Here is a 23,565-nt window from a genome sequence, read left to right on the forward strand (position 1 = left end):
CATGGGACGGGACGTCCCGGCGCTGGTCTTCACCCGCGAGGACCGCCGCCGGTACCGGATCAAGATGCAGGAGTGCCTCGACGCCTTCGCGCAGATGCTCCGCGAGTCGCGGTTCGAGACCGAGCGGCCCCAGGTGGGGCTGGAGATCGAGCTGAACCTGGTCGACGACGAGGGCGAACCCGCGATGCGCAACAGCGACGCCCTGGAGGCGATCGCGGACCCCGCCTGGTCCACCGAGCTGGGCCGGTTCAACCTGGAGATCAACATTCCGCCGCGGCGGCTGACGGCCGGGGGGCCCGACGCGTGGGAGACGGAGATCCGCGCCGCCCTGAACCACGCGGAGAAGGGCGCCACGTCGGTCGGTGCGCATCTGATCATGGTGGGCACCCTGCCGACGCTGCGGCAGTCCGACGTGGGCGAGGCCGCGCTGTCGGAGAACCCGCGCTACCGGCTGCTCAACGACCAGGTGTTCGCGGCGCGGGGCGAGGACCTGCACATCGAGGTGGACGGCGTCGACCGCCTGCGGACCTACGCGGACACGATCATGCCGGAGGCCGCCTGCACCAGCACGCAGTTCCACCTCCAGGTGTCCCCCGAGGAGTTCGCCGACTACTGGAACGCGGCCCAGGCCATCGCCGGCGTCCAGGTCGCCCTCGCCGCCAACTCGCCCTTCCTGCTCGGCAAGGAGCTCTGGCACGAGAGCCGCATCCCGCTGTTCGAGCAGGCGACCGACACACGGCCGCAGGAGATCAAGGCCCAGGGCGTGCGGCCCAGGGTGTGGTTCGGGGAGCGGTGGATCAACAGCGTCTTCGACCTCTTCGAGGAGAACCTGCGCTACTTCCCGGCGCTCCTGCCCCTGTGCGACGAACAGGACCCCGTGGAGACGCTGGACCGCGGCGACATTCCCGACCTGGGCGAACTCACCCTGCACAACGGCACCATCTACCGGTGGAACCGGCCCGTCTACGCCGTGGCGGACGACATGCCGCACGTCCGGGTGGAGAACCGCGTGCTGCCCGCCGGCCCGACCGTCGCCGACACCCTCGCCAACGGCGCCTTCTACTACGGGCTCACCCGGGCGCTGGTGGAGGAGGAACGGCCCGTGTGGTCGCGGATGTCCTTCTCGGTCGCCGAGGACAACCTGCACACCGCCGCCCGGCACGGCATCGAGGCACGGCTGTACTGGCCCGGCATGGGCGAGGTGACCGTGCCCGAACTCGTCCTGCGGCGGCTGCTGCCGCTGGCGCACCGGGGACTGGAGCTGTCCGGCATGGACGCGGCCTGGCGGGAGCCGCTGCTCGGCATCATCGAGCAGCGGTGCGTCACCGGCCGCAACGGCGCGGTCTGGCAGAAGGAGATGTTCCACCACATCGACGCCACCGCCCACCCGGGGCGCCACGAGGCGCTGCGGCGGATGACCCGGCAGTACATGGACTACATGCATCTCAACGCCCCGGTCCACACCTGGCCGGTCGACTGACACGCGACGCCCCGCACCCGGGTGCCGGGGCCCAGGGAGGCGTCAGACGATGTGCCGATGGCTTGCCTACTCGGGAACACCGGTGCTGCTCGAGACCATCCTCTACAAGCCCGAGCACTCCCTGATCGACCAGAGTCTGCATGCCCGGATGGGTGTCGAGACGACCAACGGGGACGGGTTCGGCGTCGGCTGGTTCGGCCCGGAGATGACCACGCCCGCGATCGTCCGGGAGATCGGCCCGGCGTGGAGCAACCGCAACCTGCGGGAGATCGCCGGACACGTCCGGTCATCGCTGTTCTTCGCGCACATCCGGGCCTCCACCGGGAGCCCGGTGCAGCAGACCAACTGCCACCCCTTCCGCCACGGCCGCTGGATGTGGATGCACAACGGCGCGATCGCCGAGTTCCACCTGCTGCGCCGGGACCTCGCCCTGGCCGTCGACCCGCGGCTCTTCCCGCACATCGAGGGCTCGACGGACTCCGAGATGATGTTCTACCTGGCGCTCACCCTCGGCCTGGAGGACGATCCGCCGGCCGCCGTGGCGCGGATGGCCGGGCTGGTGGAGGAGATCGGGCACGAGCACCACGTGGAGTACCCGCTGCAGATGACGGTCGCCGTGACCGACGGACTACGGCTGTGGGCCTTCCGCTACTCCAGCCAGCAGGACTCCCGGTCGCTCTACTACAGCTCGGCCGTGGAGAGCCTGCGGGCGCTCCACCCCGACCTGCCCTTCCTCCGGGAGGCGTCCGACGAGACCCGCCTGATCGTGTCGGAGCCCCTGGGCGATCTGCCGGGCGTCTGGAACAAGGTGCCGGAGAGCAGCTACGGCGTCGTGCAGCCGGAGGGTGACGCCATGCTCCCCTTCGCTCCGCGGGCCGTCCGCCCCCGTTGACACCGGCGGGGGGGAGATCACACAATCAATGTCATGACCACATACCGGTTCGGCACCACGGCGGAGTGTCCCCGCGTGCCCGAGCGAACCGGTTGTGAGCGCTCCGGCCGATAACGGCCGTCCACGAACCGAGGGCCCGACGCGTACCGCGTTCCGGGCGTATCGGTCCTCCCTCCGGCGAGCAGCCCGGAGCATTTTCGTTTGCCCCGGCCGTCGGGCGGTGACGTCGTCCCGCCGTGGCCGGGCTCCGCCCAGACCACCACACATGGGGAGGACCCCGCATGACCGTCACAGCTGCCGGCCCGATCGCCGGCCTGCGCGAAGCACACGTCCCGGGAGACGGTATGTACGAAGGCCGGCGCACGCTGCGCCGGCTGCCCGACGGGTGGCAGGAGCGGCCCTACGACCTCTTCGACGCCGTTCCGCAGGCCCGCACGATCGGTGCCGAGATCCGGGGCGTCGATCTCACGCGCCCGCTCGGTGCCGCCCTGCGCGAGGAGTTGAACCGGGCCCTGCTGGAGTGGAAGGTGCTCTTCTTCCGCGGCCAGCACCTCACGTCCGACCAGCAGCGGGCCTTCGCGGGTCACTGGGGCGAGCTGGAGACCAACCCCCTGCTCGCCACCGGTCCCAGCGAGGACGTGGTCCGTTTCGACAAGGGCGACACGGCCACCCCGACCTACGAGAACGTCTGGCACTCCGACGTCACCTTCCGCGAGCGGCCCGCGCTCGGCGCCGTCCTCCAGCTGCGCGAGGTGCCGCCGTTCGGCGGGGACACCATGTGGGCGGACATGGCGGCCGCCTACGACAACCTCCCCCAGGAGGTGAAGGACCGCATCGACGGGGCCCGCGCCGTGCACGACTTCATCCCCGGCTTCGCCAGGTTCTACGGTCCCGAGCGGCTGGTCCCCCACCAGGAGGCGCTCCCGCCCGTGGAGCACCCCGTCGTACGCACCCATCCCGAGACGGGCCGGCGCATGCTGTTCGTCAACACCTCCTTCACCACCCGCATCACGGGCATGGACCGGGACGAGAGCGACCGCCTGCTGCGCTTCCTGTTCCAGCAGGCGCACGTCCCCGAGTACCAGGTGCGCTTCCGCTGGCAGCCCGGCGACGTCGCCTTCTGGGACAACCGCGCCACGCAGCACTACGCCGTGGGCGACTACGGCTCCGACCGCCGCGTCGCCGAGCGCGTGGCCATCGAGGGCGACCGCCCCTTCTGATCCCCCGGCGTCGCGCGCACGGTGCCGGAGGCGGCGGTCCGCCTCCTCCGTCGCTGGGCCGGGTCCCGCCCCTCGACCCCGGCCGGGCGCAGCTGCGCGGGGGCCGGAAAGGAGGCCGGGGGCCGTCCTGACGCGACGGACTCCCGGGGGTGGCGGCGGCCCGCGCACGTAGGTCGGCGAACGGCGGGCATACGGAGGTCCCGAGGCCCTCTCCGTCGCCGACCAGCGGGAGTTCCTGTGATCCCGAGCCTGCGCACCGCCCGTGCGTGCGGTGCCGCCGCCGCGCTGCTTCTCCTCGCCGCCGGGTACGCGGCCACCCACCATCCCTGGCTCGCCCTGCCCGGCCTGTACGCCGCCGCCGTGTTCGCCTGGTGCGCCGCCCGCGCCAGGACCGAGCACCGGCGCCGGATCGCACGGGCGCGGCGGGCCGAGCGGCTGGCACGCCCCCGCGTGCGGCAGCCGCTCGGTGCCGTCCTCCAGCCGTGCTGTGCTTTCTGGCAGCACTCCGACGGGGGCGTGCACGGTCCGGAGTGCACCCGTCCCGCCGCCGCCCGCGTCCCCCTCCCCGACGGCTGCTGCGAGCGGTGGTGGACCTCTCTGGGCGCGGAGCACGACGGGACCTGCCCCCGGCACGCCGCGGCCCCGCAACAGCGCCGGACCCGCCCGATGCCGCAGTAGCGCCTGAAGGAGGCGACTCACCGCACGTACCGCACCACAGACGTGCCCCACCGTGGGTCCACACCCGCCGACGCGCGGCGCGGCCCGTACCCGCGGGATCTGGCCGGCCGGGCGGCACGCGGCTGACGGACGGCCGGGCGGGGTCGCGTCAACGCGTGTCCGTCAGGCCGCCCGTCACGGCGACGACCTCCCCGACCGTGAAGCTGGAGTCCGCGTCGGACGCCAGGTACACGTACGCGGGAGCCACCTCCTCCGGCTGGGCGACCCGCCCCATGGGAGACGAACTGCCCAGGTTGGTCAGGTAGTCGTCGGGGAACCGCTGCCCCGCCAGGTTGAGCACCGTCCAGGTGGGCCCCGGGGAGACCACGTTGGCTCGGATGCCGCGCTCGGCCAGGTGGGAGGCGATGGACTTGGTGAAGACGACCAGGGCGGCCTTCGAGGCGGCGTAGTCCATCATCATCTCGCTGCCCTTGAGGGCTTCCTCGGACGCGGTGGCGATGACGGCGTCACCGTGGGAGAGATGCGGCAGCGCCGCCATCACGAGATGAAAGTAGGCGTACACGTTCGTCTTGAAGACCCGGTCGAAGTCCTCGGCGTTCAGGTCGGCCAGGCTGTTCTGGCTGTTCAGGTAAGCGGCGTTGCTCACCAGGACGTTCAGGCCGCCCAGTTCCTCCACCGTGCGGCGCACGACGTCCGCGCAGAACGCCGGATCGCACAGGTCGCCCGGCAGCAGCAGGCACGTACGGCCCTCCTTCTCGACCGCCTCCCGGGTCTCGTCGGCGTCCCGCTGCTCCTCGGGCAGGTGGACGACGGCGACGTCGGCCCCCTCGCGGGCGTAGAGCACGGCGACCGACCGGCCGATCCCGGAGTCGCCCCCGGTGATCAGCGCGACCTTCCCGGCGAGCTTTCCGGAGCCCCGGTAGTGGGGGGCGAGGTAGCGCGGACGCACCTCCATCCGCTCCTCCAGACCGGGGCGCTGCTGGCGCTGGAACCGGTAGGGCGGAGAAATCTCCGCCTCCTCCTGGGGCATCGCCGGGCGGTCGAGCGGGCCTTCACCCGTTCCGTTCCTTTCCACCATTGCTGGCCTCCACACGCTCGCTTGCACGTTCCGGCGCCGTCGCTCGGACGGCGCCAGCCCTCGCGTGTCCAGGGCTCAGCCACTCAAACGGCCTTTCTTCGCTGCCGTTCGGCCGAGGACCGCGGTGGCCCCGACGCCGATCGGGCACCCGCGGGGCGCGTCCGGCGCCGCCACGCCCGGCGAGGAGCGGCCGGGGGCGCGGGCGTGGTCCCGTCGCCGCTTCGACATCTGACGTGCGGCGTGCGGCGTGCGGCGTGCGGCGTGCGGCTCAGCTTCGCCGACGGTCGGGACCGCGGAACACGGCCAGCCGCAGGACGACGAAGCGCACGACGGTGACGGCGACCGACGTGCCGGCGAGGACCGCGGTCTCGGCGGCGGGCGAGGCACCGGGCTCCGCGTGCTTGAACCACAGCACCGCACCGGACGTGACCAGGTATCCGAGCAGGAAGAGCCCACCGGCTCCCAGATGGGCACGGACCGGCCCCGCGGCGGCGTGCCGGAACGTCAGACGCCGGTTCGCCTCGGTGTTCAGCACGGTCAGCACCAGCAGGGAGACCCCGTTGGCGGCGGCCGGCGGCCACCACAGGCGCAGCGCCCAGTAGAGCAGGGCCTGTCCGACGGTCGACACGACGCCGATCGCGACGAACCAGCACACCTCCCGGGACCACACGGTGCGCCGCGGGGGAGTTCGGGGCGGCGCGCAGGGCTCGGCGGCCGACGTCGCCTTCAGCCGCCCCACGGGCCACTCCCCCACCTGGCCGGTCGACCGACCGTCCGTCAATTTCCGGTGTCGCAGCCTACTACGCCGCCGCCGTGAGACACTTTGCCCTGTCTTTGCCTTCCGGGAACCCCATGGCTCCCGGACGCGTTCAAGCTGGTGGCCGCGTGCACGAGCGGCCGAGGACCAAGACGGACACGCAGCAGCAACAGAAGCCGAGGTGGCACGAGTGGCGATGTGGGACAAGATCAAGGACCAGGCCAAGACCTTCCAGCAGTCCCAGGGCACTCGAGGAGCGAGCGGACCCGGGCAGACACCGCAGGGGCACCAGGGGGGCCGGCCGGGCTCGTCCTCCGGCGGCTCCAAGGCCCAGCTGATGGGGCTGTTCAAGTCCCAGCTCGCGTCGGTCAAGACCGAGCTGAAGAGCGGCGCCTACCGGGACGCCAGCATGGCCATGTGCGCGCTGGTCGCCGCGGCCGACGGACAGGTGGAGCCGGCGGAGCGGCAGCGCGTGGAGGAGCTGATCGTCTCCAACGAGGTGCTGCAGAACTTCCCGGCGGAACAGCTCCGCCAGCGGTTCAACCAGCACGTGGACAAGCTCCTCGCCAACTTCGAGCTGGGCAGGAGCGAGGCCCTGCAGGTCATCGCCAAAGCCGCCAAGAAGCCGGCGGAGGCCCGGGCGGTCGTCCAGACCGGCATGGTCATCGCCGGGGCCGACGGGGTCTTCGAGCCGTCCGAGCAGTACGTGATCCGCGAGGCGTGCACCGCCCTCGGCGTGTCGCCCTCGGAGTTCGGCATCTGAGCCCTCGCCCCCGTCGGCGCCCGCGTGCCGGCGGGTGACCGGGACAGCGTTTGACGACCGTCGGTGCCGGGAGATCGGATGAAACTCATGACCTCGGGCCGGACGCACCCGGACGCCTTCCCCGTCGACGGCCGGCTCGTACGGCGCCTGGTCGCCGGGCAGTTCCCGCGGTGGGCGGGGCTGCCGGTCGTGCGCTTCCCGTCCGGCGGCACGGTCAACGCGACGTAACGGCTGGGCGAGGACACGGTCGTACGGCTGCCGCTGGCCGAGGGCGGCGCGCGGAGCGTGCCGGCGGAGCGGGAGTGGCTGCCTCGCCTGTCGCCCCTGCTGCCGACCGCCGTGCCCGAGGTACTGGAGGCCGGCGAGCCCGCCGAGGGGTATCCGTGGCCGTGGTCGGTCTACCGGTGGCTGCCCGGGGAGGTCCCCGAGGCGGGCGCCCTGGCCGAGCCCGCCCGGCTGGCCGGGGATCTGGCCGGCTTCGTGGCGGCGATGCGGGCGGTCTCCCTGCCGGACGCGCCCGGTGCCCATCGCGGCGGCCCGCTCGCCACGCTCGACGCGCCGACCCGGGCCGCGATCGAGGAGCTGCGCGGCCTGCCCGAGGAGGGTGTCGACTGCGACGCCCTGGCCGCCGTGTGGGAGGACGCACTGGGGGCGCCCGAGTGGACCGGGCCGCCGGTCTGGCTGCACGCCGACCTGATGCCGGGCAACCTCCTGGTGCGCGAGGGCAGGCTGTCCGGGGTCATCGACTTCGGGTGCGCGGGCGTGGGCGCCCCGGCCTGCGACCTCTTCCCCGCGTGGAATCCGCCGACGCGCGGCAGGTCTTCCGCGAGGCGCTCGGCACGGACGACGCGACCTGGAGGCGCGGCCGGGGGCGGACCCTGTCCCCGGCGCTCGTCGCGCCGCCGTGCTACCGCGAGACCCCTCCCGCGATGGCCGCGAACGCCCGCCACGTGATCCGGGCGCTCTCGACGGAGGAATCCGGCACCCGAGGACCGTCGTCTCAGCTGTCGTAGTCCACCGTCAGCTTCTCGGAGACCGGGTACGACTGGCAGGTCAGGACGTAGCCGGCATCGACCTCGGCGGCTTCCAGAGCGAAGTTGCGGCGCATGTCCGCGCTGCCGTCCGTCACCCGTGCTCGGCAGGTGCCGCAGACCCCGCCCTTGCAGGCGAAGGGCAGGTCCGGCCGGGTCCGTTGGGCGCCGTCGAGGATGGTCCGCTCCCGGGAGAGGGAGGAGGTCGTCGAACGGCCGTCCAGGGTGATGACGACCTCGCTGACGGGCCCCCGCGGGCCGGCCTCCTCGTGGCGCACCTCCCGCACGGGCTCGTCCTCGGCGTAGAACAGCTCCCGGTGGACGCGGTCCGCCGGGACGCCGAGGCCGGTCAGGACCTGCTGGGCGTCGGCCACCATGCCCTGCGGGCCGCACAGCCACCAGTGGTCCGCCCGCTCCACGTCCACCAGGGCGCCGACGAGCGCCGCGAGCCGCCCGGCGTCCAGGCGGCCGGAAAGCACCTCGGCCTCGCGGGGTTCGCGGGAGAGCACGTGGGCCAGCTGGAAGCGGGCCGGGTGGAGGTCCTTGAGGTCGGCCAGTTCGTCGGCGAACATCACCGTGTCGGTGCGGCGGTTGCCGTAGAACAGGGTGACGGACGAGCGGTCGTCGGCGGCCAGCACCGACTCGGCGATGGACACCATGGGGGTGACGCCCGAGCCGGCCGCGATCAGCACGTGGTGCCCCGGGCTGGTCAGATCGGGCGTGAAGAAGCCGGTGGGAGTCATCACCTCGACGGTGTCTCCCGGGCGCACCTCACTCACCAGCCACGACGAGAACAGGCCGCCCGGCACCACGCGGACCCCGATGCGCGGGCGGGAGCCGGCCGGCGCGCAGATCGAGTACGAGCGGCGCTCGTCCCGGCCGTCGACCTCGCGCCGCAGGGTGAGCGACTGGCCGGGTGAGAAGGCGAACTCCTCGGCCAGCTCGTCCGGCACCACGAAACTCACGGCCGCCGCGTCCGCGCACAGCCGCTCGACGGCGGCGACCCGGAGGCGGTGGAAGACAGGGCGGCGGCGGGCGCGCGCCGGCGGCGCCGAGACGGGGGCGATCGGTGCCATCAGATCTCCTTGACGTACTCGAACGGCTCGCGGCAGGTCCGGCAGCGCCACAGCGCCTTGCACGACGTGGCGGCGAAGCGGGAGGTCTCCTCGGTGTCCGCCGAGCCGCACCGGGGGCAGGGCACCGCGGGCCGGGTGGCTGACAGGGTCAGGGTCACCGGCCCCCGGGGTGCGGCGCCGGGAGGGGCGATGCCGTGCTCGGCGAGCTTGCGGCGGCCGGACTCGGTGATCCAGTCGCTGGTCCAGGGCGGGTCGAGGACGGTGCGGATCTCGACGTGCGCGTACCCCGCGCTCCGCAGCCGCGCGGCGACGTCCGCCCGCATCTCGGCCATGGCCGGGCATCCCGAGTAGGTGGGGGTCAGGCTCGCCACCACCGTGCCGTCGCCCGTCACCTCGACGCCGCGCAGCACGCCGAGGTCGGCGAGGGTCAGCATGGGCAGCTCGGGGTCGGGCACCTGCTCGGCGACGCGCCGGGCCCGGCGGGCGTCCACCGGGCCGGTCACCACGCCGCCCCCGGGTGGGCGCGGGCGACGCCCTGCAACTCGGCGAGCAGCGGCGCGAGGTGTTCGGTGTGCTCACCGGTGCGGCCGGAGCCGGGCAGCGGCCGGTACACCGGCAGGGGCAGGCCGGCCGCCTCGGTGACCTGGCGCAGCACCTCGGCGACCTCGTCCCGTACGTCGTACGCGGTGTGCAGCTCGCCGAGGTAGGGGGCGATCCGCTCCAGCGCCCCGCGCGTCCTGCGGTGCGACTCGTCCGTGCCGTCGCCCAGGCGCACGGCCCACTCGGCCGCGTACTGCCGGTGGTACGCCAGCTCCTTGACCCCCTTGGCCGCGACCGCCGCGAGGACCGGGTCGGGGTGGGCCGCCAGCCGCTGGAAGTGGGCGAGGCGCCAGCTGGAGAGCACCAGCAGGCGCACGACGGTGAACGCGAAGTCGCCGCCGGGCAGTTCGGCCAGGGTCACGTTGCGGAACTCCTCGGCGTCCCGGAAGTAGGCGTACGCGTCCTCGTCCCGGCCGGTGCCGTCGACCTGGCCGGCGCGCGCGTAGAGCAGGCGGGCCTGGCCGAGGAGGTCGAGGCCGATGTTGGCCAGCGCCACCTCCTCCTCCAGCTCCGGCGCCCGCGTGACCCACTCGGCGAGCCGTTGTGCCGAGATCAGGGCGTCGTCGGCGAGCGCCACGCAGTCCGCGGCCAGTTCACCGGCGTCGACGCCCCCGGGCACGGTGGTGTCGACGCCGTGCAGCGGGTCCTCGAAGCCGGTGCCGTAGGCCCAGCGGGTGTCGTCCTCGTGTCCCTCGGCCAGGGACAGGTAGACGTGGTCGTCACTCATGCCCTGCTCCTAGATGTGGGGGACGTCGTCGGGGATGTCGTAGAAGGTCGGGTGGCGGTAGACCTTGTCGGCGCTGGGGGCGAAGAAGGGGTCCTTCTCGTCGCGGGTGGAGGCGGCTATGTGCGTGGAGCGCACGACCCAGATGCTCACGCCCTCGTTGCGCCGGGTGTAGAGGTCACGGGCGTGGGTGAGGGCCATCGCGTCGTCGGCGGCGTGCAGCGAGCCGACGTGGACGTGGTTGAGGCCGCGCTTGCCGCGCACGAAGACCTCGTACAGCGGCCAGCCCTGCTGCTCGGCGCTCATGCCACCGCTCCCTTCCGCGCACGGGCCGCCTGCTTGGCCGCGTGGGCGGTGGCCGCCTCGCGCACCCAGGCACCCTCCTCGTGGGCGGTCCGCCGCCGCTCCATCCGCTGGTCGTTGCAGGGGCCGTCGCCCTTGATGACGCGCATCAACTCGTCCCAGTCGGGGGTGCCGAAGTCGTGGCGGCCGGTCTCCTCGTTCCACCGCAGTTCCGGGTCGGGCAGGGTGACGCCGAGCTTCTCGGCCTGCGGGACGGTCATGTCGACGAACCGCCGGCGCAGTTCGTCGTTGCTGTGCCGCTTGATCTTCCAGGCCATGGACTGCGCGGAGTTCGGCGAGGCGTCGTCGGGCGGGCCGAACATCATCAGGGACGGCCACCACCAGCGGTTCACGGCGTCCTGGACCATCTCGCGCTGGGCGTCGGTGCCGCGCATCATCGTCATCAGCAGTTCGTAACCCTGTCGCTGGTGGAAGGACTCCTCCTTGCAGATGCGCACCATCGCGCGCGCGTACGGGCCGTAGGAGCTGCGGCACAGCGGGACCTGGTTGCAGATCGCGGCGCCGTCCACGAACCAGCCGATCACGCCCACGTCGGCGAAGCTCAGCGTCGGGTAGTTGAAGATCGACGAGTACTTCTGGCGTCCCTCGACCAACCGCTCGGTGAGGTCCGCGCGGTCCGCGCCGAGCGTCTCGGCCGCCGAGTAGAGGTAGAGCCCGTGGCCGGCCTCGTCCTGGACCTTGGCGAACAGGATCGCCTTGCGGCGCAGGGACGGCGCCCGGGTGATCCACTCGCCCTCCGGCTGCATGCCGATGATCTCGGAGTGGGCGTGCTGGGCGATCTGCCGGACCAGGGTCCTGCGGTAGCCGTCCGGCATCCAGTCGCGAGGTTCGATCCGCTGGTCGTGCGCGATCGTCGCGTCGAAGTGCTCCTGCAACCGCTCGGGGGGCGGTGTCTCTGCGGCGTGCGTCGTGGTCATCGTCACCAGCTTCCCAACCGACCATTCGTTCGGTATCAGTGTGGCGCGTTCCGCGGCGCCCGGCAAGACCCCGGGGCCACGCCGTCCCACTCTTGACAGCGCCACCCCGTGACTGGATTACTGAGCCGTACCGGAAGCGGACCGAATGGTCGGTCGGGAGGCAAGGTGCTGGAGAAGATGTCGCGGAGCACGGAGCCGACGCCCACGGAGGTCATGTTCCGCGCGGACGAGGCGTCCCGGCGCCTGGGCATCGAGCTGGTCGAGCACGGCGAGGGTACCGCCGCGGTCCGGATGACCGTGTCCTCCTCGATGGTGAACGGGCACGGGACCGCCCACGGCGGCTACCTGTTCCTGCTCGCCGACACGGCCTTCGCCTGCGCGTGCAACAGCCACGGCCCCGTCACCGTCGCGGCGGGTGCCGACATCGTGTTCGTCGCGCCGGCCCGCGAGGGCGACGTGCTCGTGGCGCGCGCCGAGGAACGCGCCCGGTACGGCCGCAGCGGCGTCTACGACGTGAGCGTACGGCGCGGCGGAGAAGTGATCGCGGAGTTCCGCGGACGCAGCCGCAGCGTCCGGGACGCCACGGCGCGCGAGACGACGGGCACGACGACGAAGGAGTCGCGATGAGCAGCGAGCCGACGACCGGGGCCGCCCCGGCAGCCCGCCGGGGAGAGCCCCTCCCCCGCCATCTGCTGGACGACGCCGAGCGCCTGTCCCGGGAGCAGCTCCGGGAGCTCCAGCTCGACCGGCTGCGGACGACCCTGCGGCACGCCTACGAGCACGTGGAGCTGTACCGGAGGAAGTTCGACGCCGCCGGGGTGCGGCCCGACGACTGCCGCGGCCTGGCGGACCTGTCCAGGTTCCCCTTCACCACGAAGGCCGACCTGCGGGACACGTACCCCTTCGGCATGTTCGCCGTCCCGATGCCCGACGTGCGGCGCGTGCACGCCTCCAGCGGGACCACCGGCCGCCCCACCGTCGTCGGGTACACGGACGGCGACCTGTCCATGTGGGCGGACGTCGTCGCCCGTTCGATCCGCGCGGCGGGCGGCCGTCCCGGCCACAAGGTGCACATCTCGTACGGCTACGGCCTGTTCACCGGCGGCCTCGGCGCGCACTACGGCGCCGAACGCGCCGGGTGCACGGTGATTCCGGCCTCCGGCGGCATGACGGCGCGGCAGGTGCGGATCATCCAGGACTTCCGGCCCGAGATCGTCATGGTCACCCCGTCCTACATGCTGACGCTGCTCGACGAGTTCGAGCGGCAGGGTGTCGATCCGCGCACCAGTTCCCTGGAGGTCGGCATCTTCGGGGCCGAGCCGTGGACCGAGGAGATGCGCCGTGAGATCGAGGAGCGCGCGGGCATCCACGCCGTCGACATCTACGGCCTGTCCGAGGTGATCGGTCCGGGCGTGGCACAGGAGTGCGTGGAGACCAAGGACGGCTTGCACGTGTGGGAGGACCACTTCTACCCGGAGGTGGTCGACCCCCTCACGGGCGCCGTGCTGGCCGAGGGCGAGGAGGGCGAGGTCGTCTTCACCTCCCTCACCAAGGAGGCGCTGCCGGTCGTCCGTTACCGCACGCGCGACCTGTCCAGGCTGCTGCCGGGCACCGCCCGGCCCGCCTTCCGCCGCATGCGGAAGGTCACCGGCCGCTGCGACGACATGATCATCCTGCGCGGGGTCAACGTCTTCCCCACCCAGATCGAGGAGATCGTGCTGCGCACACCGGGTGTCGCCCCGCACTTCCAGATCCAGCTCACCGAACACGGTCGGACGGACCGCATGGCGGTGCGGGTCGAGGCCCGCCCCGACGCGGGTACCGAGCAGCGGGAGGCCGCGGCCAGGGCGATCGGCCAGGGCGTCAAGGACGGCGTGGGCGTCACGGTGGAGGTGGAGATCGTCGACCCGGAGACACTGGAGCGCTCCCTCGGCAAGCTCCGGCGGGTCAGGGACCTGCGCGGGGCCTGAGCGCCGGCCGGGGCGAAACGTGAGGACGGACACGTCCGTACGCTCCCCGTGCTGGTGTGCGGGAAGAGGCGGATGGGCAGTGAATGCGTGATCGGGGGAGGTTGCGTACGTCCTGGGGGGAAATCCCGTGCATGTGTGTGTGATCGGTGCCGGTCTGTCCGGGCTGGCGGTGGCCCATGCCCTCAAGGAGCGGGGCACGGGGTTCGTCTGCCTGGAGAAGGCGCCCGACGTCGGCGGGATATGGCGCCAACCGGGGGCGGGCGAGCGGGGCCCGGGATACCGGTCCCTCCATCTCAACACCGCCAAGCAGCTGACGGGTTACACCGGCTGTCCGATGCCGGACTCGTACCCGCTCTACCCCCGGCACGACCAGGTCGCCGCGTATCTGCGGTCCTTCGCCGAACGGACCGGCGTGCTGGACCACGTCGAACTGCGGACCGAGGTGGTCTCCGTGGGCCAGGACACCGACGGTCTGTGGTCGGTCGTCAGCCGGGACGCGGACGGTGCGGTGACGACCCGGCGGTTCGACCGGGTGGTCGTCGCCTCGGGGCACCACACCGACCCCGCGCTGCCCGACCCCCTTCCGGCGGGTGCCGCGTCCTTCACCGGACGGATCCTGCACTCCCTCGACTACCACGACGGCGCCGACTTCACCGGACGGCGCGTCGTCGTGGTCGGCCTGGGCGCCTCGGCGGTGGACATCGCCGCCGACCTCTCCCGGCATGCCGCGCAGACCGTGCTCTCGGTGCGCCGGGGGCTGCACATCGTGCCCAAGCAGCTCTTCGGCATGTCGGTCGACGAGATCGCCGAATCCCCCTGGTGGAACGAGATGTCCTTCGCCGAGCGGCGGCAGTGGGTGGAGCAGGCGCTGCTCGTCGCGCGCGGCAGGCTGGCCGACTACGGCCTGCCCGAGCCCGACCACCCGGTCTTCTCCTCGGCCGTGACCCTCTCGGACGAGATCCTCAGCCGGATACGCCACGGCGCCGTCACCCCGAAGCCGGTGATCGCCTCGTTCGAGGGCGACCGGGTCGTCTTCGCCGACGGCACCTCCACGGTGGCGGACGCGGTCGTCTACTGCACCGGCTTCCACATGACCTTCCCCTTCCTGCCCGCCGGTTGCCCGGTGGCGGCGGACGGTTCGGTCGAGCTGTACCGGCGGGTGGTCCCCGCCGACCGGCCGGGCCTGTACTTCGTCGGGCTGGTCCGGCCCGTGGGCGCGATCACCCGGCTGGTGGAGGCCCAGGCCCGGTGGGTGGCGCAGATCATCGACGGCGAGGTGGCGCTGCCCACGGCCGACGAGATGCGCGAGGAGATCGGCACGTACCTCGCCGGCGTCGTCCAGCGCTACGGCCGCACCGCGGGCGCCTCGATCCAGGTCGACGTAGGCCCCTACCTGGCCGAGTTCCGGGAGTCACTGCCCGTGTAGCCGTCCGGACCGCCGGCGCCGGACCACCTCCGTCTCCGGGGCTCCCGGTGTGTTCCACCGGGAGCCCCGCGGTGTCCGCACGGTCCGCTCAGCGCGCCCCCACCGGGTGACGCACGGCCGCCCCCGCCGGCGGCCGGACCGCGTACGCCTCCGAGGAGAGGTACGTCGTCACCCGCGGCGGACGGCCCCGCTGATGGGCCAGCGCCAGGTAGGCGATCAGCCCGACGCCGTCCTCCGGCCGCCGCTCCGTGAGGGCGGAGAAGGCCCGGGTGAGCACGGTGGCGTCCGCTCCGTGGTGGCGCAGCACGCCCGCCGCGCGCTCCAGCGCCTCGCCGTCGTGCCGGGCGTAGTCCCTGACCGGAATGTGCAGGGTGAACCCGCTCGGCCGCCCGGACCCGGTGTCGGTGAAGGAGTGGCAGGTCAGACCGGGCCGTCTGGTGAGCCCCGTCAGGCCGGCGCGGACGCCCGCGGCCGCCCGGAAGAAGTCCTCGACCGCGGCGGGACCGGGGCCCGCCTCCATGCGCGGCAGCCGTCCGGCCTGGCCGGCCGTGAGGTTGTCGTGGCGCACGTAGACCTTCGCCCGGGGTTCCTCCCAGTCGCCGAGGTCCAGGGCGAGGAACGGGTGGCCGGCTCCCGGGGGCAGGCTGCCGAACGCCTTCCGGTGGCCCAGCCGGTGCAGCGCCTCGCGCACCGTCGCGGCGGAACGTTCCGCCCCGTTCGCGGCCGGGTTGAGATAGGCCTTCACCCCGGGTACGCCGCCGGGCCTGAGCTCCAGGGCGCACCACAGGGCGAAGGGGCCGTGCGGGGTGGGCGGCAGGAACAGGTCCTCGACCTCGTCGAGCGGACCGGTGGAGAAGTGCCAACGGCGCGCCATCGCCCGGACGGTCTCGACTCCGGCACGGCCGTTGAGAGCCAGGCTGTCTGCGCCGCAGCCCGGTTCCAGGAGCACCCGCAGAGCGGGGGCCGCGTCCGGCTGTGCGGAGAGGGAGAACTCGACCGGGGTGTGGTCGTCGGACAGGAAGGTGCGGGTGGGCGGCGGCAGGTGCAGCGGTCGCTGGGCCACCGGGCCCAGCGAGTCGGTCAGGACCCGGGCATAGGTCTCGGTGTCGGCTTCGGAGAGGCCGGCCACCGTGCCGAGTCTTCGCAACTGACCGCTGGTGAGGGCGCCCAGGGTCGGTGCGCCCCGCACGTCCGCGGCGCCCGCCGCTACCGCGGTCACCGGCCTCTCCCTCGCCCCGGCCGCACGAAGAGATACCCGCCTGGCGAGGCGGGTATCGGCGGCAGCGGCGGCCCAGCGGCGTTCGTGGATATGTGGTCCACGACACCTCCTTCAACTCGTGAGCAACGTGAATGCCGCGTTGCTCACTACCCGTGCCGTTGATCGTTCATGCGGAAGGGGCAGGTTGGAGGGGTGTTGCGGAAGTCACCGGGTGAGCCAGTTGAGGAACTGGCTCCACATGCCCGCGCGTTCGCCCGCACGGGCCTGGCCCGACGCCTCCTCCCGCTCGGGCGTGCGGGAGTGCGGCTGCGGGTCGGAGCGGCGTCCGGCCCGTACCGGCGTGAAGCGGGCCGGAAGGGTGGCGAGGGCCCGGTTGAAGGGGCCCGGACGCCAGGCCAGGCTGTCCTCCGGAACGGCGAGTTCCACGTCGGGCAGTTCGTTGAACAGGTGCTCGATGGCGGTGACCGTGATGTGCCGGGCCGGTTCCTTCGACGGGCAGGCGTGCGGGCCCGCGCTCCAGGCGAGGTGCGCGCGGTTGCTGCCGGCCTGGCGGGACGCCTTGAGGGCCGGGCCGGTGTTGGCGGCGGCGAAGCTGACCAGGACCAGGTCGCCCGCCTGCAGGTGCTGTCCGGCGAGTTCCGTGTCGGCGGCCGGGTAGTGCGGCGCGTAGTTCGACATGGGCGGGTTCTCCCACAGGGTGTCGTCGAGGGCCTCGTCGATCAGGCCTCCCTCGCGGGCGTACCGCTCGTGGGTGAGGAGCCGGTGCAGGGTGTTGCCGATGAGGTTGCGCAGCGGTTCGGCGCCGGCGCCCAGCAGCAGCGCCAGCTGGTGGACCATCTCCTCGTCGCTGAGCCCCGCCTCGTGCCGCATCAGCCATGAGGTGACATCGTCACCGGGCTTGTTCCGCTTGAGCGCGACCAGCTCCCCCACCGCCTGGAACAGCACCGCGGTGGCCTTGTCGGCGTTGATCCCGTCGAACATGCCGGAGATGCCGAACAGCACCCGGTCGCCGATGTCGGCGGGGCAGCCGAAGAGCTCGTTGAACACGAACAGCGGCAGCTGCCGCGCGTAGTCGCCCAGCAGGTCGGCCGAACCCCGGCCGCTGAACTGGGAGATGAGGTAGCCGGAGATCTGCTCGGTGCTGCGGCTCAGCCGCCGGGTGTCCACCCGCGCCATGCTGTCGGTGACCGCCTGCCGCAGGCGCAGGTGGTCGGCGCCGTCGGCGAACATGCAGTTGGGCCGGTAGGCGAGCAGCGGCGCGACCGGGCTGTCCGGGCCCACCTTGCCCTCGTTGAAGGCCCGCCAGCGACGCGCGTCCTTGCGGAAGGAGGCGGAGTCCTGCAGGAGCTGGAGCGCCGCCGAGTAGTCCGTGACCAGCGTCGCCTCGACCCCCGGGGCCAGTTCGACGGGCGCGGTGGCCCCGTAGTGGCGCAGGTATTCGTAGTACGCCTGCGGGTCGGCGGCGAACTCCGGGCCGTGCAGTGGCACACGGGCACCGGAGCCGTGGGCCGGGCACCCGGGCGGAGGCACCGGGACGGCGGTGTCGTGGGCGTTCATGTCTGCTCCCAGCTCCTAGCGGGTGCGGTCCAGCAAGTAGCGGACGAGGGTGGTCAGTGCGGCGGCCGAGGACTTCTCGTCGCGGGCGTCGCAGGTGACGACGGGGGTGTCGTCGAGCAGGTCCAGGGCCTCGCGCAGCGCCCGCTCGTCACGGAGCGGGACCCCGTCGAAGTGGTTGACGGCGATGGCGTAGTCGAGGCCGTAGTGCTCGATGAGGTCGATGACGGGGAAGGAGTCGGCCAGCCGCTCGGGGTCGACCAGCACCAGGGCGCCGAGCGCGCCGCGGGCCATGTCCTCCCACATCTGGACGAAGCGCTGCTGACCGGGCGTACCGAACAGGTAGAGGACGACGCGGTCGCTGATGGTGAGGCGTCCGAAGTCCATGGCGACCGTGGTGGTGGTCTTGCCCTGGACCCCCTTGAGGTCGTCGACCGACTCGGCGGCCTGCGTCATCGTCTCCTCGGTGGACAGCGGCTCGATCTCCGAGATGGAGCCGATGAGGGTGGTCTTGCCCACCGCGAAGTGCCCAACGACGAGGATCTTGACCGCGGTCTGGGTCGCTCCGTCCCGTACGTAGTCCTGCTCACCCAAACTTGGCGCGGAGGCCATTGAGCACCTCCTCCAGGATCTCCTTGTCCGCGAGGCGGGCGCGGGCGACCGGCGGGCGGGTCATGAGGTGGCCGCCTTCCATCAGGGATGCCAGCAGGATCCGCACCACACCCAGCGGGAAGCGGGTGTGTCCGGCTATCTCGGCGACCGAGAGGTAGCCGGCGGAGCAGAGGTCCAGCAGGCTCTGCTCCTCGGGGGACAGCCGGGCCGGCCGCTGCGTCTGCCCGGCAGCAGTAACCAGGGTGATGAGGGAGAGCTGCTCCTCCTCGGGCAGGTCGCGGCCCTTGGTGATGACGTACGGCCGTACTAACTCGGCCGACTCCGGCTCCCAGCCGTCGTGGCCGGTCATGAGCGGGGGCCGAGGTTCTCGCGCGGCGGGGTGGTCAGCCGCTTGCCGAGCTGGGCGACGAGTTGCTGCATCCGGAAGGTGATGTCCGCCATGTCGACCTCCGGGGAGGCGGAGACGCCGAGGTAGGCGCCCTCGCCTGCGGAGATCAGGAACACCCAGCCGCCGTCGAACTCGACCAGGGTCTGCCGCCACGCCTGCTGCGGGTCCTCACAGAAGAAGGCGAGGGTGCGGCTGAGCGACTGCACGCCGCTCATCGCGGCGGCGACCCGGTCCGCGTCGTCCTTGTCGAAGTCCTGCGTACGGGCCATCAGCAGCCCGTCGGCCGATATCAGGACCGCATGCAGGGCCCCGGGAATCTCCAGGGCGCTGTCGAGCATCCATGACAGATCGTCGTTCACGAGTCCTCGAGTCCTTCTCTGCTTGCACCAGGTGTTCTGCTCGTCCGGTCCGGGCCCTCCGGCCGGGTGACGCGGCCGGTCTGCGTGCCCCGTTGGAAGGCGGCCATGATCTGGGCCTGCTCGGAGTCGGAGCGACCGGTGGTCCGCGGGGCTTCCGCGGTGCCGGGCACGATGGCCATCGGGCGCTTGCGCCGACGCCGGGGCAGGCCGTCGCCGGTCTGGGAGGGGGCGAGCGCCGCCTCCGGTCCGCCGTCCGCTCCCGGGCGGGCGGCCGTGTGGGCGGGGGCCGGGGACGGTGCCCTCTTCTCCGGCATGGCGGTGAGCAGCTCGTGCGGCAGCAGGACCACCGCGCGCACACCTCCGTAGGGAGAGGAGGAGTCCACCGACACCTCGAAGCCGAAACGCTCGCACAGCAGCCCGATGACCGCGAACCCGAACTGCGGTGGGTTCCCCAGTCCCGCCACGCCCGAGGCACGCTCGGTGGCGAGCAGCTTGTCGGCGCGGGCGCGCTCCTCGTCGCTCATGCCGACACCGGCGTCGTCCACGACGACGCAGATGCCCTTGGGCACGGTCCGGATGTTGATCTCGACGACGGTGTCCGGGCTGGAGTAGCTGGTGGCGTTGTCGAGGAGTTCGGCGAGGACCAGGGCGACGGGTTCCACGGCCCGGCTGGTGATGCCGAAGTCGACCTGGGAGAGGATCTCCACCCGGCGGAAATGCCGGATCCGGCCCTGGGCGCTGCGCACCACGTCGTACACCGAGGCGGTGTCGCGCCGGCCGCCCAGCCAGCCGTCGCACAGGACCGCGATGGACTGGGCGCGACGGCCGAACTGCGAGTTGGTGTGGTCGATCTCCAGCAGGTCCTGCAGGAGGGCGGAGTCGCCGTACTTGGTCTGCAGCCGGGAGAGCACCAGCTGCTGTTCGGCGGCGAGGCCCTGCAGGGTGCGCATGGCGGACTTCAGCACGGTCTTCGTCTCGTCCTCGGCCCGTTCCTGAGCCGCCAGCACGGACTTCCCGTAATCGTTCTCCAGCTCCGTGTAGTGCTCCCTGAGCCCCTGGATCTCCTGCCGCAGAGACCGTGCCGCCCGGCGCTGGCGGCCGATGAGCACGGCGGCGGCGACGAGGGCGACGACCAGGACCCAGAGCAGTGGGTTCCCCAAGTATTCCGTCATAAGACTCTCTTCAGGCGACTGACGGCCGGCTTGCCGAATGTCCGTCTACGCGGGCGGTCCGGTGGAGCACCGGGGTTGCCGCCCGGGCTGTCCCTGAAGTCGGGGATGCCGTCTTTCACCCATCCGCCCGCTCCGCAAACGCGGTGATCGTATCACCGCATGATCAAGTGAGGTCACGTCAAGAACCGTTCGTCCAGGACCGGTTGCGACCGTGTCTTCGGCAGGTTCCGGCGGTGGGTACAGTCGGCCCCGTGAACGATGTACAAGGCACCCACCCGCCGGGCGCACGGCCGCTGCCGGACGGTACGGCGTGACGCCCGAGGCCATGGCGGCGGTGTTCGCGGCGGGCTTCGGGGCCGGCGCCATCAACAGCGTCGTCGGCTCCGGAACGCTCATCACCTTCCCGGTGCTGCTGGCGACGGGGCTGTCCCCCGTCACCGCCACCGTCTCCAACGCCCTCGGTCTCATCCCCGGGTCCGTCAGCGGGGCCGTCGGCTACCGGAAGGAGCTGAACGGCCAGCGTCGGCGCGTCCTCACGCTGGGCGTCGGCGCGGTGCTGGGCGGTCTCGCGGGGGCCACGCTGCTGCTGTCGCTGCCGGCCGACGCGTTCGAGACCATCGTGCCCGTCCTGGTGGGCCTCGCCCTGGTCCTGGTCGCCTTCCAGCCCCGGCTCAACAGGATGGTGCAGCGCCGCCGTGCACGCACCGGTACCGCACCGCGCCAGGACGGGGGCCCGCTGCTGTTCACCGGCCTGACGCTCGCCAGCGTCTACGGCGGCTACTTCGCCGCCGCGCAGGGGATCATCTACCTGTCCCTGATGGGCATGCTCCTCGACGACTCCCTGCAACGTCTCAACGCCGTCAAGAACGTCCTGTCCGCCCTCGTCAACACGGTCGCCGCACTCTTCTTCCTCTTCGCCGCGGACTTCGACTGGACGGCCGTCGCCCTCATCGCGGCCGGTTCGGCCCTCGGCGGTTACGCGGGGGCCAGGGTGGGCCGCCGTTTCAGCCCCGTGGTGCTGCGCACCCTGGTCGTGACCGTCGGCTCGGTGGCGCTGGTGCAACTGCTGCTCCGCTGACCCGGACGGCGGCCCCGGCCCCGGCCGCGGGCCGAACCGCCCTGCCGGGCCCGCCGCTCCGCCCTCCACCGGCCGGTCCGGGCCCTCGGGCATAACGCCGCGTTATGCGAAGCCGGGATTGGTGGCGCCGCGTTCCGCCCGGACATGCTGAGCGCCCCCACACCCCACGCGCCCCGGAGCGCGTCGTCGGAATCGAGGAGCCTTGCGCATATCCAGATGCGTCCCCACCCTGGTGGCCGCCCTCATGGCCGCTCTCCTGTCCGCCCTCGCCCTCGCGCCGAGCGCCTCCGCGGCGGAGCCCCGGCCCGGAGACGGCGGCCCCCAGCCGATCATCGGCGGTGGCTACGCGCAGAACGCCCCCTGGGCCGCCCGGCTGTTCTCCCACGGCACCCAGACCTGCACCTCGACCATCATCTCCCCCACCTGGGTCCTGACCGCGAAGCACTGCGTGACCGGAGGAGGGCTCTCCTTCCGCGTCGGCAGCCTCGACCAGCAGTCCGGCGGCACCGTGGCCAACGGCGTCCAGACCGTCACTCACGCGTCGTCGGACCTCGCGCTCGTCCGCCTCGACCGCTCCGTCTCCGCCTCCTACGCGCAGCTCGGGCAGCCGGGCACGGTACGGGTCGGCCAGACCGTGCAGGTCTACGGCTGGGGCGCCACCTCCCGGTGCGGTTCGGAGATCAACTGCCAGTCCCGGTACCTGAAGGTCGCCAACGTCAGCGTGACCCAGGGGTGCCGGGACGCCTACAACGGCTCGGCGATCTGCGCCCGCGCCGTCGACGGCATCACCGCGGGCGGCGACTCCGGCGGCCCGATGATGGCCGGCGGCGTCCAGGTGGGCGTCGCCTCGACCAGCGACCGGCAGTCCACCACGGCTTACACGAACGTGACCGCCTACCGCTCGTGGATCCAGTCGGTCGCGGGCGTCTGACCCCGCCCCCGGGACCGCTCTCGTGCGCGCCCGCCCCCGCTCACCGCGGAGGCGGGCGCGCACGCGTCCCGGCGCTCGTCCCGGACCCGGCGAGCGGCGGTGCCCACACCGTCCGGGAGCCGGACGGCCCGGCAGGCGCGTGGCGGATGCAATTACCGTTCACCGTGAACGGTCCGCATCCCGCGCGAAGGAGGTCCGGTACGGCCGGGCAGACGGTCCAGCCCCCGGTGGACGAGCACGAGCCGGCCGTACTGCGGCTCCGGGACGTGACCGTCCGCCGCTCCGCGACCGACCACCTGATCCTCGACGGGATCGACTGGACGGTCCGCCCGGGAGAGCACTGGGCCCTGCTGGGGGCCAACGGCGCGGGGAAGACGACCCTGCTGCGGCTCCTCGGCGCCCTCATGCACCCCACCACCGGCACGGTGGAGGTCCTCGGCAGCCGGCTCGGCCGGGTGGACGTCCGTGAGCTGAGGGCGCGCATCGGCCACGTCACCTCCGCCCAGCGGGTGCCGCAGGACCTCACGGCCCACACCGTCGTGCTCACCGGCCACAGCGGCACCGTGCAGCCCCTGTGGCGGACGTACGACGACGAGGTCCGGCTCCGCGCCCACGGCCTCCTGACCGAACTCGGCGTCAAGGAACCGGCCGACCGGCCGTACGGTGTCTGTTCGGGCGGGCAGCGGGCGCGCGTGCTGATCGCCAGGGCGCTGATGGCCGATCCGGCCCTGCTGCTCCTGGACGAGCCGTTCAACGCCCTGGACCTGCCGTCCCGCGGGGACCTCGTGGAGGCCATGCACCAACTGACCGAGGGCCGGCCGACGTTGGCCACCGTCACGGTCACCCACCATCTGGAGGAGCTGTTCCCCGCCGTCAGCCACGCCCTGTTGCTGCGTGAAGGCCGGACACTGTCCCGCGGGACCGTGACCGGTGTCCTCACCGACGCCCGCCTGACGGCCTGTTTCGGCCGCGACATCACCGTGGCGAAGCGCGACGGCCGCTGGTCCGCCTACTCGGGCCGCCGGCAGGGCGGTCAGCCGACGGCGGTCCGGCCGGCGGGACCGGCACGCCGTTCCCCTGCTGCCGGGTTCGCCCCCCCCCGTGCGTCCGCGCGCACGTATGCGACGCGCGCTTCCGCGAACGCAGCCGCCGGACCAGGGGGCCCCGCCCCCGCCGGGGCGTGTGATGCGACGGGCGGCCCCGGACGTATCGGCGCATCGGAGCGTCCGGGACCGCCCCTCGGCTCCCCCGCCAGGCGCCCGGGCCCATCCGCCTGC

General features: G+C 72.6%; 23 protein-coding genes and 2 pseudogenes. 12 read left to right on the top strand and 13 right to left on the bottom strand.

The features are described 5' to 3' along the window. The first annotated feature begins 1 nt into the window (after position 1). The 4 genes from ACVV2G_RS17535 (at position 2) to ACVV2G_RS17550 (ending at position 4,270) form a co-directional block, all read left to right on the top strand. A complete protein-coding gene (locus ACVV2G_RS17535; RefSeq protein ID WP_453843637.1) occupies positions 2 to 1,480 on the top strand; it encodes a glutamate-cysteine ligase family protein in 1,479 nt (492 codons plus the stop codon). A 49-nt stretch (positions 1,481 to 1,529) separates the two neighbouring features. Continuing rightward, on the top strand, positions 1,530 to 2,372 hold the full coding sequence (locus tag ACVV2G_RS17540) for a class II glutamine amidotransferase (protein ID WP_453843638.1): 843 nt from the start codon (positions 1,530 to 1,532) through the stop codon (positions 2,370 to 2,372). 281 nt (positions 2,373 to 2,653) lie between these two features. Further along, the gene (locus ACVV2G_RS17545; RefSeq protein WP_453843639.1) at positions 2,654 to 3,592 is read left to right on the top strand and encodes a TauD/TfdA dioxygenase family protein; all 939 of its coding nucleotides are present in this window, start codon (positions 2,654 to 2,656) and stop codon (positions 3,590 to 3,592) included. A 237-nt stretch (positions 3,593 to 3,829) separates the two neighbouring features. Then, positions 3,830 to 4,270, top strand: a complete 441-nt coding sequence (locus tag ACVV2G_RS17550; protein WP_453843640.1) for a hypothetical protein — start codon at positions 3,830 to 3,832, stop codon at positions 4,268 to 4,270. Positions 4,271 to 4,418: 148 nt separating this feature from the next. On the opposite strand, the gene ACVV2G_RS17555 is transcribed toward ACVV2G_RS17550, so the two are convergent. Further along, positions 4,419 to 5,348: an SDR family oxidoreductase gene (locus ACVV2G_RS17555; protein ID WP_453843641.1), complete on the bottom strand. Its 930-nt coding sequence runs from the start codon at positions 5,346 to 5,348 to the stop codon at positions 4,419 to 4,421. A 268-nt stretch (positions 5,349 to 5,616) separates the two neighbouring features. Then, positions 5,617 to 6,087, bottom strand: coding sequence for a GtrA family protein (locus tag ACVV2G_RS17560; RefSeq protein ID WP_453843642.1), 471 nt, complete (start codon positions 6,085 to 6,087; stop codon positions 5,617 to 5,619). A 208-nt stretch (positions 6,088 to 6,295) separates the two neighbouring features. Between ACVV2G_RS17560 and ACVV2G_RS17565 the strand changes: the two genes are divergently transcribed. Further along, positions 6,296 to 6,868: a tellurite resistance TerB family protein gene (locus ACVV2G_RS17565; RefSeq protein ID WP_453843723.1), complete on the top strand. Its 573-nt coding sequence runs from the start codon at positions 6,296 to 6,298 to the stop codon at positions 6,866 to 6,868. Positions 6,869 to 6,955: 87 nt separating this feature from the next. Continuing rightward, positions 6,956 to 7,881, top strand: a pseudogene (locus ACVV2G_RS17570) (aminoglycoside phosphotransferase family protein). Here ACVV2G_RS17570 and paaE read toward each other — a convergent pair. Genes paaE through paaA form a run of 5 tightly spaced genes read right to left on the bottom strand, consistent with a single transcriptional unit; the run spans position 7,869 to position 11,579 of the window. Continuing rightward, positions 7,869 to 8,975: a 1,2-phenylacetyl-CoA epoxidase subunit PaaE gene (gene paaE / locus ACVV2G_RS17575; protein WP_453843643.1), complete on the bottom strand. Its 1,107-nt coding sequence runs from the start codon at positions 8,973 to 8,975 to the stop codon at positions 7,869 to 7,871. The pseudogene ACVV2G_RS17570 and the gene paaE overlap by 13 nt on opposite strands. Then, on the bottom strand, positions 8,975 to 9,481 hold the full coding sequence (gene paaD, locus ACVV2G_RS17580; protein ID WP_453843644.1) for a 1,2-phenylacetyl-CoA epoxidase subunit PaaD: 507 nt from the start codon (positions 9,479 to 9,481) through the stop codon (positions 8,975 to 8,977). Before paaD ends, paaE begins: the two co-directional genes overlap by 1 nt. Then, entirely contained in the window at positions 9,475 to 10,302 is an 828-nt protein-coding gene (gene paaC, locus ACVV2G_RS17585; protein ID WP_453843645.1) for a 1,2-phenylacetyl-CoA epoxidase subunit PaaC, read from the bottom strand. Before paaC ends, paaD begins: the two co-directional genes overlap by 7 nt. Positions 10,303 to 10,311: 9 nt before the next feature. Beyond that, on the bottom strand, positions 10,312 to 10,605 hold the full coding sequence (paaB, locus tag ACVV2G_RS17590) for a 1,2-phenylacetyl-CoA epoxidase subunit PaaB (protein ID WP_453843646.1): 294 nt from the start codon (positions 10,603 to 10,605) through the stop codon (positions 10,312 to 10,314). Beyond that, on the bottom strand, positions 10,602 to 11,579 hold the full coding sequence (gene paaA, locus ACVV2G_RS17595) for a 1,2-phenylacetyl-CoA epoxidase subunit PaaA (protein ID WP_453843647.1): 978 nt from the start codon (positions 11,577 to 11,579) through the stop codon (positions 10,602 to 10,604). The genes paaB and paaA overlap by 4 nt, the downstream gene beginning before the upstream one ends. 177 nt (positions 11,580 to 11,756) lie before the next feature. On the opposite strand from paaA, the gene paaI reads away from it, so the two are divergent. The 3 genes from paaI (at position 11,757) to ACVV2G_RS17610 (ending at position 14,975) form a co-directional block, all read left to right on the top strand. Then, a complete protein-coding gene (gene paaI, locus ACVV2G_RS17600) occupies positions 11,757 to 12,206 on the top strand; it encodes a hydroxyphenylacetyl-CoA thioesterase PaaI (RefSeq protein ID WP_453843648.1) in 450 nt (149 codons plus the stop codon). Beyond that, positions 12,203 to 13,549, top strand: a complete 1,347-nt coding sequence (gene paaK / locus ACVV2G_RS17605; RefSeq protein WP_453843649.1) for a phenylacetate--CoA ligase PaaK — start codon at positions 12,203 to 12,205, stop codon at positions 13,547 to 13,549. Before paaI ends, paaK begins: the two co-directional genes overlap by 4 nt. A 127-nt stretch (positions 13,550 to 13,676) precedes the next feature. Further along, positions 13,677 to 14,975: a flavin-containing monooxygenase gene (locus tag ACVV2G_RS17610; protein WP_453843650.1), complete on the top strand. Its 1,299-nt coding sequence runs from the start codon at positions 13,677 to 13,679 to the stop codon at positions 14,973 to 14,975. An 88-nt stretch (positions 14,976 to 15,063) separates the two neighbouring features. Here the strand turns inward: ACVV2G_RS17610 and ACVV2G_RS17615 are convergent, their stop codons facing one another. From ACVV2G_RS17615 to ACVV2G_RS17640, 6 genes are all read right to left on the bottom strand, one after another. Next, positions 15,064 to 16,194, bottom strand: coding sequence for a tryptophan dimethylallyltransferase family protein (locus ACVV2G_RS17615; protein WP_453843651.1), 1,131 nt, complete (start codon positions 16,192 to 16,194; stop codon positions 15,064 to 15,066). A gap of 204 nt (positions 16,195 to 16,398) precedes the next feature. Beyond that, positions 16,399 to 17,751, bottom strand: a complete 1,353-nt coding sequence (locus ACVV2G_RS17620) for a cytochrome P450 (RefSeq protein ID WP_453843652.1) — start codon at positions 17,749 to 17,751, stop codon at positions 16,399 to 16,401. A 15-nt stretch (positions 17,752 to 17,766) separates the two neighbouring features. Further along, a complete protein-coding gene (locus tag ACVV2G_RS17625; RefSeq protein ID WP_453843653.1) occupies positions 17,767 to 18,360 on the bottom strand; it encodes a GTP-binding protein in 594 nt (197 codons plus the stop codon). Further along, positions 18,335 to 18,709 (bottom strand): DUF742 domain-containing protein, encoded by a 375-nt coding sequence (locus ACVV2G_RS17630; RefSeq protein ID WP_453843654.1) that lies wholly within the window; start codon positions 18,707 to 18,709, stop codon positions 18,335 to 18,337. Before ACVV2G_RS17630 ends, ACVV2G_RS17625 begins: the two co-directional genes overlap by 26 nt. After that, complete coding sequence (locus tag ACVV2G_RS17635; protein ID WP_453843655.1) at positions 18,706 to 19,107, bottom strand: roadblock/LC7 domain-containing protein; 402 nt, start codon at positions 19,105 to 19,107, stop codon at positions 18,706 to 18,708. Before ACVV2G_RS17635 ends, ACVV2G_RS17630 begins: the two co-directional genes overlap by 4 nt. Beyond that, entirely contained in the window at positions 19,104 to 20,279 is a 1,176-nt protein-coding gene (locus tag ACVV2G_RS17640; protein WP_453843656.1) for an ATP-binding protein, read from the bottom strand. Before ACVV2G_RS17640 ends, ACVV2G_RS17635 begins: the two co-directional genes overlap by 4 nt. Before the next feature lie 325 nt (positions 20,280 to 20,604). Between ACVV2G_RS17640 and ACVV2G_RS17645 the strand changes: the two genes are divergently transcribed. The 3 genes and pseudogenes from ACVV2G_RS17645 to ACVV2G_RS17655 form a co-directional block, all read left to right on the top strand. Then, a complete protein-coding gene (locus tag ACVV2G_RS17645) occupies positions 20,605 to 21,357 on the top strand; it encodes a sulfite exporter TauE/SafE family protein (RefSeq protein WP_453843724.1) in 753 nt (250 codons plus the stop codon). 202 nt (positions 21,358 to 21,559) lie between these two features. Beyond that, a complete protein-coding gene (locus ACVV2G_RS17650) occupies positions 21,560 to 22,288 on the top strand; it encodes a S1 family peptidase (RefSeq protein WP_453843657.1) in 729 nt (242 codons plus the stop codon). 146 nt (positions 22,289 to 22,434) lie between these two features. Continuing rightward, positions 22,435 to 23,313, top strand: a pseudogene (locus ACVV2G_RS17655) (ABC transporter ATP-binding protein); the annotation flags it as partial. Between the last annotated feature and the right edge of the window lie 252 nt (positions 23,314 to 23,565).

The organism is Streptomyces sp. JK94 (assembly GCF_053613315.1).

What these genes read in the sequence shown, in the direction of transcription:
- ACVV2G_RS17535 (WP_453843637.1), top strand. Translation starts at nt 2, where the DNA reads ATGGGACGGGACGTCCCGGCGCTGGTCTTCACCCGCGAGGACCGCCGC.
- ACVV2G_RS17540 (WP_453843638.1), top strand. Translation starts at nt 1,530, where the DNA reads ATGTGCCGATGGCTTGCCTACTCGGGAACACCGGTGCTGCTCGAGACC.
- ACVV2G_RS17545 (WP_453843639.1), top strand. Translation starts at nt 2,654, where the DNA reads ATGACCGTCACAGCTGCCGGCCCGATCGCCGGCCTGCGCGAAGCACAC.
- ACVV2G_RS17555 (WP_453843641.1), bottom strand. Translation starts at nt 5,348, where the DNA reads ATGGTGGAAAGGAACGGAACGGGTGAAGGCCCGCTCGACCGCCCGGCG.
- paaE (WP_453843643.1), bottom strand. Translation starts at nt 8,975, where the DNA reads ATGGCACCGATCGCCCCCGTCTCGGCGCCGCCGGCGCGCGCCCGCCGC.
- paaC (WP_453843645.1), bottom strand. Translation starts at nt 10,302, where the DNA reads ATGAGTGACGACCACGTCTACCTGTCCCTGGCCGAGGGACACGAGGAC.
- paaB (WP_453843646.1), bottom strand. Translation starts at nt 10,605, where the DNA reads ATGAGCGCCGAGCAGCAGGGCTGGCCGCTGTACGAGGTCTTCGTGCGC.
- paaA (WP_453843647.1), bottom strand. Translation starts at nt 11,579, where the DNA reads ATGACCACGACGCACGCCGCAGAGACACCGCCCCCCGAGCGGTTGCAG.
- paaI (WP_453843648.1), top strand. Translation starts at nt 11,757, where the DNA reads ATGTCGCGGAGCACGGAGCCGACGCCCACGGAGGTCATGTTCCGCGCG.
- paaK (WP_453843649.1), top strand. Translation starts at nt 12,203, where the DNA reads ATGAGCAGCGAGCCGACGACCGGGGCCGCCCCGGCAGCCCGCCGGGGA.
- ACVV2G_RS17620 (WP_453843652.1), bottom strand. Translation starts at nt 17,751, where the DNA reads ATGAACGCCCACGACACCGCCGTCCCGGTGCCTCCGCCCGGGTGCCCG.
- ACVV2G_RS17625 (WP_453843653.1), bottom strand. Translation starts at nt 18,360, where the DNA reads ATGGCCTCCGCGCCAAGTTTGGGTGAGCAGGACTACGTACGGGACGGA.
- ACVV2G_RS17630 (WP_453843654.1), bottom strand. Translation starts at nt 18,709, where the DNA reads ATGACCGGCCACGACGGCTGGGAGCCGGAGTCGGCCGAGTTAGTACGG.
- ACVV2G_RS17640 (WP_453843656.1), bottom strand. Translation starts at nt 20,279, where the DNA reads ATGACGGAATACTTGGGGAACCCACTGCTCTGGGTCCTGGTCGTCGCC.
- ACVV2G_RS17645 (WP_453843724.1), top strand. Translation starts at nt 20,605, where the DNA reads ATGGCGGCGGTGTTCGCGGCGGGCTTCGGGGCCGGCGCCATCAACAGC.